Annotated in this window: 8 protein-coding genes; 4 read left to right on the top strand and 4 right to left on the bottom strand. The window is 72.3% G+C overall.

Annotated features, from left to right (window positions below):
* The 4 genes from IEZ05_RS07580 to IEZ05_RS07565 form a co-directional block, all read right to left on the bottom strand.
* The coding region (locus tag IEZ05_RS07580) for a 2-oxoacid:acceptor oxidoreductase family protein (RefSeq protein ID WP_189229202.1) at positions 1-636 on the bottom strand (636 nt) is incomplete at its 3' end.
* Positions 637-966: 330 nt separating this feature from the next.
* The gene (locus tag IEZ05_RS07575; RefSeq protein WP_308033321.1) at positions 967-1,626 is read right to left on the bottom strand and encodes a response regulator transcription factor; all 660 of its coding nucleotides are present in this window, start codon (positions 1,624-1,626) and stop codon (positions 967-969) included.
* Between the two features lie 263 nt (positions 1,627-1,889).
* Complete coding sequence (locus IEZ05_RS07570; protein ID WP_189229200.1) at positions 1,890-3,257, bottom strand: sensor histidine kinase; 1,368 nt, start codon at positions 3,255-3,257, stop codon at positions 1,890-1,892.
* Between the two features lie 190 nt (positions 3,258-3,447).
* Complete coding sequence (locus IEZ05_RS07565) at positions 3,448-4,677, bottom strand: sensor histidine kinase (protein WP_189229199.1); 1,230 nt, start codon at positions 4,675-4,677, stop codon at positions 3,448-3,450.
* Between the two features lie 202 nt (positions 4,678-4,879).
* On the opposite strand from IEZ05_RS07565, the gene IEZ05_RS07560 reads away from it, so the two are divergent.
* The 4 genes from IEZ05_RS07560 to IEZ05_RS07545 are packed head-to-tail and all read left to right on the top strand — an operon-like array spanning position 4,880 to position 8,428.
* On the top strand, positions 4,880-5,275 hold the full coding sequence (locus IEZ05_RS07560; protein ID WP_189229198.1) for an NADH-quinone oxidoreductase subunit A: 396 nt from the start codon (positions 4,880-4,882) through the stop codon (positions 5,273-5,275).
* A complete protein-coding gene (locus tag IEZ05_RS07555) occupies positions 5,266-5,889 on the top strand; it encodes an NADH-quinone oxidoreductase subunit B (protein WP_189229197.1) in 624 nt (207 codons plus the stop codon). The genes IEZ05_RS07560 and IEZ05_RS07555 overlap by 10 nt, the downstream gene beginning before the upstream one ends.
* Positions 5,886-7,463: an NADH-quinone oxidoreductase subunit C gene (locus tag IEZ05_RS07550; RefSeq protein WP_189229196.1), complete on the top strand. Its 1,578-nt coding sequence runs from the start codon at positions 5,886-5,888 to the stop codon at positions 7,461-7,463. The genes IEZ05_RS07555 and IEZ05_RS07550 overlap by 4 nt, the downstream gene beginning before the upstream one ends.
* Positions 7,460-8,428 (top strand): complex I subunit 1/NuoH family protein, encoded by a 969-nt coding sequence (locus IEZ05_RS07545; protein WP_189229195.1) that lies wholly within the window; start codon positions 7,460-7,462, stop codon positions 8,426-8,428. Before IEZ05_RS07550 ends, IEZ05_RS07545 begins: the two co-directional genes overlap by 4 nt.

Here is an 8,428-nt window from a genome sequence, read left to right as displayed (position 1 = left end):
CGACCGCAGGAACTTCTCCGTACCCTCCGTCGGACGGTGATACATCCAGCTCAGCAGGCCCAGCGCGAACATGTTCTTGCTGCGCTCGGCCTCCTTGCGGCTGAGGTCGAACTCCCTGAGCGCCTCCACCGTCAGCGTGGTCAGCGGCACCGGATGCACCTGATACCCGTCGAGGGAGCCGTCCTCCAGCGGAGAGGTCTCGTAACCGACCTTCTGCATCGCACGCTGGGTGAACTCGTCCGTGTTCACGATGATCTCCGCACCCCGCGGCAGATCACCCACGTTCGCCTTGAGCGCGGCCGGATTCATCGCCACCAGCACGTTCGGCGCATCCCCCGGGGTGAGGATGTCGTGGTCGGCGAAATGGAGCTGGAAGGACGAGACACCCGGCAGCGTGCCGGCGGGCGCCCGGATCTCGGCCGGGAAGTTCGGCAGCGTCGACAGATCGTTGCCGAACGACGCCGTCTCCGAGGTGAAACGGTCACCGGTGAGCTGCATCCCGTCACCGGAATCCCCGGCGAACCTGATGATCACCCGGTCCAGCCGGCGCACGTCCTTCGCCCCGACCGGTTTGCGCTGCTCTCCTACGACGGTTCCGTCGGCCTGCTCCGCTGGGCTGCTGACCTGGCTGGTCACTGAACTGGACCTCCCTCGAGGCGGCTGTCCGGGGACTGGTCTCCCATCGACCAGCCCAGGATCAACCCTACGTCCGCGGGTGTTGACTTCCGGTAGACATTCGCATGATGGACACGACCTCGAGACGGCCCGGCACCCTGCCGGTCCACTGTCTCCTCGCCCCCGTGCACCGCTGAAGACGCCCCCTGTCCGTGCTGCGGTTTCTCCATCGTTCGGACGAGCCCTGACGGGCTCGGTGACAAGATCCCAGGAATGTGCGCCCCGGGAATCGAAGTTCCGGTAATCAGGTCCTGGAAATCGAGTCCGTCATCGTTCCCCGGAATCGTGGTCTCAGGAATTGAGATAGGTGAGCACGGCGAGAACGCGCCGGTGATCACCGTCGCTCGGGGACAGGCCCAGCTTCAGGAAGATGTTGCTGACGTGCTTCTCGACGGCCCCGTCGCTGACCACGAGCTGCCTGGCGATCGCGGAGTTCGTCCGGCCCTCGGCCATGAGCCCCAGGACCTCCCGCTCCCGCGGGGTGAGCCCGGCGAGCACGTCCTGCTTGCGGCTGCGTCCGAGCAGCTGCGCGACCACCTCGGGGTCGAGCGCCGTACCGCCCTGTGCCACGCGCACCACCGCGTCCACGAACTCCCGCACCTCGGCCACCCGGTCCTTGAGGAGATAGCCGACGCCCCGGCTGGAACCGGCCAGCAGCTCGGTGGCGTACCGCTCCTCCACGTACTGGGACAGCACCAGCACGCCCAGCCCGGGGTGCGCCTTGCGCAGCTGCACCGACGCCCGCACACCCTCGTCGGTGTGCGTCGGCGGCATCCGTACGTCCGCCACGACGACGTCCGGCAGCTCTCCCTGCGCGTCCAGCTCCGTGATGGTCTTGATCAGCGCCTGCGCGTCACCGACACCGGCCACCACCTCGTGCCCGCGGTCGGTCAGCAACCGGGTCAGCCCCTCCCTGAGCAGCACCGAATCCTCGGCGATGACCACCCGCACCCTGTCCTCCACGATCCTCGGCCCCCCACAGCCAGACTCCGTCCACCCCACGGCCCGCGCGGCCCACGCCGCGTCCACGAACCGTCCGTGCGACAAGTCCAGCATTCCAGCATCGGGGGCCGGATGCGTTCGTACGCCGGGAAGAACCGGGAAGAGGGGGAGGCCGGGCCGGGATTCGGACGCTCGGTGGCCGAATTCCGATCATGCCGGCCGGAGCCCGGGGGTACGGGGCTCCGGCCGGCGGTGTTCTTGACGGCGGCAGCTCAGCGGCGTACCGGCTCCGTCCGCCACGGCAGTTCCGCCGTCACCCGGGTGGGGCCCCCGGCCGGCGAGTCCACCACGAGGATCCCGTCCACCGCGTCGAGCCGTTCGGCCAGTCCCGCCAGACCGGAACCGGCGGACGCGTTCGCGCCGCCCACGCCGTTGTCCACGACCTGGAGCATCAGCCGGTTCTCCACGCGCCACACCTCCACGGCGGCCGCCGTGGCCCGCGCGTGCTTGCTGATGTTCTGCAGCAGCTCCGACACCGTGAAGTAGGCGATGCCCTCGATCGCCGACGCCGGCCGCTCCGCCAGGTCCACCTCCACCCGCACGGGCACCGCGCAGCGCGAGGCGACCGCCGACAGGGCCGCGTCCAGGCCGCGGTCGGTCAGCACGGCCGGGTGGATGCCGCGCGCCAGGTCCCGCAGCTCCTGCAGCGCCGTCTTCACCTCGCCGTGCGCCTCGCCCACCATGCGCGCCGCCTCCTGCGGGTCCTCCCGCAGCTTCTCCTTCGCCAGCCCCAGGTCCATGGCCAGGTTGACCAGGCGAGCCTGCGCCCCGTCGTGCAGGTCGCGTTCGATGCGCCGCAGGTCGGCCGCGGCCGTGTCGACCACGACCCCCCGGTCCGACTCCAGCTCCACCACCCGCGTCGCCAGCCGCGACGGACCGAGCAGCCCGTGCACCAGCAGCCGGTCCACCGTCGTCAGGGCTCGGACGATCCACGGCGTCGCCAGGGTGACCAGCAGCCCGACCAGCGCGGTCACGGTGATCTCGAAGGGGTTGTCGAGGTAGATCCGGTGCGTCTCGTCGCCGTACAGCTGGATCCCGTCCTGCCCGGCGTACGCCGGGAACACCCAGAACCACAGCGGATACGTCAGCATCGTCCAGCCGGTCGACCAGAGGCTCACGGCGACGGCGAACGAGAACACCGACCACGGGAGCTGCAGCAGCGCGTACAGCAGGCTCCGCCAGGACGAGCCGCTCTTCAGGACGGCACCCATCCAGGCCATGGCGCCCGGCTTGCTCATCCGCAGCGGCTCCGGCGCGGCCACGTCGAGCCCCAGCAGGGCGCGCGCCCGGGCCCGCTCCAGCGCCCCGACGCCCCGGCAGCCGGCGAGCGCGGCGGCCAGTACCGGGACGCCCAGGAACGTCACCAGCAGCCCGGCGCCGAGCGACATCATGGTGACGGCGTACGTGAAGAGCATGATCCCGATCGGCAGGCTCAGCAGCACGAAGCCGAACTCCCGCCAGCTGCGGCTCTCGAACGGCGCCCGCAGCCCCGCCGGCAGCCGGTGCCGCCGCGAACCGGCGTCCGCGGAAAGACCGGACTCGCTCCCGAGCCCGTAACCCTGCCCGTACTCCGTGGCCATCGGTGCCGTCCTTCTCCTCGACCTGTGGCTGTGCTGTCCTGACTCCACCCTCCTCGACCGCACGTCCCCGGGCCATGCAGCCCGTCGGCGTCCTGGAAGGGGGGTTTTCCCCACCCCGCCGGGTCAGGGACGCCCCGGCACGCGAACGCCCCGGCGCGTGAACGCCGGGGCGTGGCTCGGAACCGGTCCGCTACCGCGTGCCGTGGGTGCCGCCGGAGCCGTCGGCGTCCGAACGGTCGCGCCACGGCAGCTCCGCCGTGATCGTCGTCGGGCCGCCCTCCGGCGAATGGATCGCGAACAGGCCGTCGACGGCGCTCAACCGCTCGGCGAGACCCTTCATCCCCGTACCGCCGTCCAGACGCGCACCCCCGCGCCCGTCGTCGCCCACCTGCATCAGCAGCCGGTCGGCCGTCCGCCACACCTCCACCGAGGCGGACCTCGCCCCGCTGTGCTTGCTGACGTTCTGCAGCAGCTCCGAGACGGTGAAGTAGGCGATGCCCTCGATCGCCGCCGCCGGCCGCTCCGTCAGGTCGACGGTCACCTTCACCGGCACCGTGCAGCGCGAGGCCACCGAGGACAGGGCCGCGTCCAGGCCACGGTCGGTCAGCACGGCGGGGTGGATGCCGCGCGCCAGGTCCCGCAGCTCCTGCAGGGCCAGCTTCACCTCGCCGTGCGCCTCGTCGACCATCGCCGCCGCCGCGTCGGGGTCCTCCAGCAGCTTCTCCTTGGCCAGGCCCAGCCCCATGGCCAGGTTGACCAGCCGGGCCTGCGCCCCGTCGTGCAGGTCGCGTTCGATGCGCCGCAGGTCGGCCGCGGCCGTGTCGACCACGACCCCCCGGTCCGACTCCAGCTCGGAGATCCGCCGCTCCAGCTCGTCGGACGGCGACAGCAGCCCGCGCACCATGGCCCGGTCGACGTTGGTCAGGCCCCGCGCGACGAACGGCAGCACCGGCCACAGCACGAACAGCGACGTCAGCGTGACGGTGAAGGTGACGACGCCCCAGGGCAGCCGTATGAGCTCGTACAGGACCGTGCGCCAGCCCACCGGGTCCTTCAGCGCCATCCACATCCGGGCGAAGAACCCGCCCGGGCCCCGCCACGGCAGCCGGCTCGGCTCCTCCACCCGCACCCCGAGCAGTGCCCGGGCCCGCGCCCGCTCCATCCTGCCCAGCAGCCGCGCCCCCGACAGCCCGGCCGCGAGCAACGGCAGCCCGATCACCGTGACCGTCAGCCCGCCACCGACGAACAGCATCGTCACGACGTACGTGAAGCCGAGCAACGCCACCGGAAGGTTCGCCAACAGATGGGCGATCTCCTTCCAGGTGTGCCGGTCGAGGGCGAAACGGGCCGGTGGCAGGCGGTCGCTGTCCGCTTCGCCGGCGTGTCCGGCATGCGTCGAGGGCGAGAGGCGTTCGGTCATACGGGCCAGCGTGCCGTGCGGCGCGGCCCCGCGCCATGAGGCGGACCGCCGGGCATCTCCTGAGGAAAACCCCACCCCGGCGTCTCAAGGTGCGACGGGCTGCTTACCCTCTCTTTATCAGCGCCTAGACTCCCGTGCGTACAGATCGTCGGACAGCAGCGTTCGGGGCTCGCAGGGTTCGGACAGGGAGTGAGGGACGGACGTGCCGGAACCGACTGTCGGCATCGCGGCCGACTACTTCCAGTCCTACTCGGTCGTCGGACTGCTCGCCCTCGTCGGCGTGCTCTTCGTGGCCGTGGCCTTCGGCGCGGGGCGCCTGCTGCGGCCCGTGGTCCCCACGCCCGAGAAGCTCCTGACGTACGAGTGCGGAGTCGACCCAGTCGGCGAGGGCTGGGCCCACACCCAGGTCCGCTACTACGTCTACGCGTTCCTGTACGTGATCTTCGCGGTGGACTCGATCTTCCTCTTCCCGTGGGCGACGATCTTCGCCGACCCCGGGTACGGCGCGACGACGCTCGTGGAGATGTTCATCTTCCTCGGCTTCCTCGCCGTGGGCCTGCTCTACGCATACAAGAAGGGCGTCCTGTCATGGACGTGAACCCCTCCGCCTCCGCGTCCTCCGCCGGCTCCGAGCCCGTCCTGCTGCCGGAGCCGAAGCGGCTGGGCGCCCTCTCCCGGCTCGCCCCCGAGCCGATGAAGGTCGTCCTCAACTGGGGCCGCCGCTACTCGCTCTGGGTCTTCAACTTCGGCCTCGCCTGCTGCGCCATCGAGTTCATCGCCGCGTCGATGGCCCGCCACGACTTCATCCGTCTCGGCGTCATCCCGTTCGCCCCGGGACCCCGCCAGGCCGACCTGATGGTGGTGTCGGGCACGGTCACGGACAAGATGGCCCCCGCCGTCAAGCGCCTCTACGAGCAGATGCCGGAGCCGAAGTACGTCATCTCCTTCGGCGCCTGCTCCAACTGCGGCGGCCCGTACTGGGACTCGTACTCCGTGACGAAGGGCGTCGACCAGATCATCCCCGTCGACGTCTACGTCCCCGGCTGCCCGCCGCGCCCCGAGGCGCTGCTCCAGGGGATCCTGAAGCTCCAGGAGAAGATCGCCCGGGAGTCGCTGGGGGAGCGGTACGGCACCTCGCCGCGCCCGTCGGCGGCCGCCCTGCAGAGTGACCTGGTGCGGCCGCCCGCCCCGGACTCGGGGGAGGCCCGATGAGCGCCGTCGGCTGGCTGCCCGCCGATGCCGGGGAACTCTTCGGGGCCGAGGCCACGGCTGAGGAGTCGTACGACCTCCTGACGGTGGACGTGCCGCCGGCGGCCTGGATCTCCGCCCTGGAGACCGCCCGCGACCGGCTGGGCTGCACGTACTTCGACTGGCTGAGCGCGGTCGACGAACCGGGCACGGGCTTCCGTGTCGCGGCGCACGTGGCCGCGCTCGCGCCGGTCCGCCGGCTGCTGGTGCGCACGACCGTTCCGCACGAGTCCCCGGTCCTGCCGACCGCCGTCGCGGTGTACGCGGGCGCGGCCTGGCACGAACGCGAGACGCACGAGATGTTCGGCGTCGTCTTCGAGGACCACCCCGCGCTGGACCACCTGCTGCTGCCCGAGGGCTTCGAGGGCCACCCCCTGCGCAAGGACTTCGTCCTCGCCGCCCGCGTGGCCAAGGCATGGCCCGGCGCGAAGGAACCCGGCGAGTCCGACCACGGCGGCCCCCGACGCCGCCAGATGCTGCCCCCGGGCGTCCCCGACCCCAACGAGTGGGGCCCGCTGAAGGGCCAGCTCCCCCCTGCCCCGGCCCGCCCGGCCCGCGGCGCCGCCCGCGCGGCGGGCGACCGTCCGGCCCGCGCGGCGGGAGAACGCCCGGCCCGCCGCATGCGCACGGCAGCCCAGGGCTCCGCCGGCCAGACAGCTCCGGGCACCGAAACGCCGGGCACTGAGACTCCGGCCGTCGAGTCCCCGGCCACGGGCACCACGGCTGCCGGAACCCCGGCGCCGGAAACCTCGGCCTCGCGTATCCCGGCCACGGAGTCCTCGTCGGCCCGGCCGGCGTCGACGCCGCGGCGTACGCGGAGCGCGAGCCAGGGTTCCGCCTCGCAGCGGCCGGGACCGGCAGCCCCCGAGGGCCCGGCGGACGCATCCGGCGGGGAGGGCCGGGAGGCCACCGGGCAGAGCACACCGACCGCCGGGCCGAGCACACCGACCGCCCGCCGTGCACGCAGCGCGAGCGAGGGCTCGGCGTCGCAGCGGCCGGGGCCGGCGGCCCCCGAGGGCTCGGCGGACGCACCCGGTGGGGAGGGCCAGGCTTCCGCAGGGCCCAGGACACCGACCGCCCGGCGCGCACGCAGCGCAAGTGAGGGCTCCGCCTCCCAGCGGACCGACTCCACCGTGGGCCGGTCCGACGAGGCCGGCCCGTCCGGCGCCGCCGGGGAGCCGCGCCCCGCCCCGAAGCCCGCTGCCGCGCCCCGCAGCCCCGACGCACCCTGGCACCACGCCCGCCCGGCCTTCGACGAGCCCACCGAGCCCACCGAGCCCACCGAGCCCACCGAGCCGGCCGAGCCCACCGAGCCGGCCGAGGAGGCCGAGGGCCGGGGGAGCACGACCGAGGGCCGGGGGAGCACGGAGGACGGGGAGACCCCGGGCAGCGCGGCGACTCCGGAGCACCCGGACAGCCCCGAGAACGCCGAGGGGCCGGTAACCCCGGACAGTCCTGCGGACCCGGAGACCCGAGAGGCTTCGCGGCCCCCCGCCCGCCCCGAAACACCCGACGACCGCCCAGGAGGCACGCAGTGAACGACGCTCTCGACGTCACCCTGCGCCTCCTGATCGTCTTCGTCGTCTTCCTCACCTTCCCCCTGATCGTCGGCCAGACCGAGCACAAGGTGATGGCCCACATGCAGGGCCGCCTCGGCCCGATGTACGCCGGTGGCTTCCACGGCTGGGCACAGCTCGTCGCGGACGGTGTGAAGTTCGCGCAGAAGGAGGACGTCGTCCCCGGGGACGCGGACCGCCGCGTCTTCCAGCTCGCCCCCGCCGTGGCCCTGCTCCCGTACCTCCTCGTCCTCCTCGCCATCCCCATCGGGCCCGGCGAGGGAGCGGTGGGACAGGTCGTCGACGCGGGGATCTTCTTCGTGCTCGCCGTCATGGGCGTGGGCGTCCTCGGCTCGCTCATGGCCGGCTGGGCCTCCGCCAACAAGTTCTCCCTCCTCGGCGGCCTGCGCACCGCCGCCCAGCTCCTCGCGTACGAACTCCCGATGCTGCTCACCGCCGCCTCGGTGGCGATGGCGGCCGGCACCGTCTCACTCGTCGGCATCCTCGACGCCTTCGAGTGGTGGTGGCTGCCCTGGCAGATCGTCGGCGCCCTCGTCTTCTTCGTCGCCGGGCTGGCCGAACTGCAGCGCCCCCCGTTCGACATGCCGGTCGCCGACTCGGAGATCATCTTCGGCGCCTACACCGAGTACACCGGCCTGCGCTTCGCTCTGTTCCTCCTCGCCGAGTACGCCGGAATCGTCGTGCTGTGCGGTCTGACCACCGTCCTGTTCCTGGGCGGCTGGCACGGGCCCTGGGGCGCCGACGGCCTCGGCTGGGTCTGGACCCTGCTGAAGACCGCCGTCCTCGCCTTCGTCGTGATCTGGCTGCGCGTGACCTACCCGCGGCTGCGCGAGGACCAGCTCCAGAAACTCTCCTGGACCCTCCTCGTCCCCCTCTCCCTCGCCCAGATCGCCCTCACCGGCATCGTCAAGGTGGTGATCCAGTAA

It is taken from the genome of Streptomyces flaveolus, assembly GCF_014648815.1.
Taxonomy (GTDB): Bacteria; Actinomycetota; Actinomycetes; order Streptomycetales; family Streptomycetaceae; genus Streptomyces; species Streptomyces flaveolus.
Note: the sequence above shows the minus strand (reverse complement) of the source record. Positions and strands in the feature narration are given on the sequence as shown.

What these genes read in the sequence shown, in the direction of transcription:
- IEZ05_RS07570 (WP_189229200.1), bottom strand. Translation starts at nt 3,257, where the DNA reads ATGGCCACGGAGTACGGGCAGGGTTACGGGCTCGGGAGCGAGTCCGGT.
- IEZ05_RS07550 (WP_189229196.1), top strand. Translation starts at nt 5,886, where the DNA reads ATGAGCGCCGTCGGCTGGCTGCCCGCCGATGCCGGGGAACTCTTCGGG.
- IEZ05_RS07565 (WP_189229199.1), bottom strand. Translation starts at nt 4,677, where the DNA reads ATGACCGAACGCCTCTCGCCCTCGACGCATGCCGGACACGCCGGCGAA.
- IEZ05_RS07555 (WP_189229197.1), top strand. Translation starts at nt 5,266, where the DNA reads ATGGACGTGAACCCCTCCGCCTCCGCGTCCTCCGCCGGCTCCGAGCCC.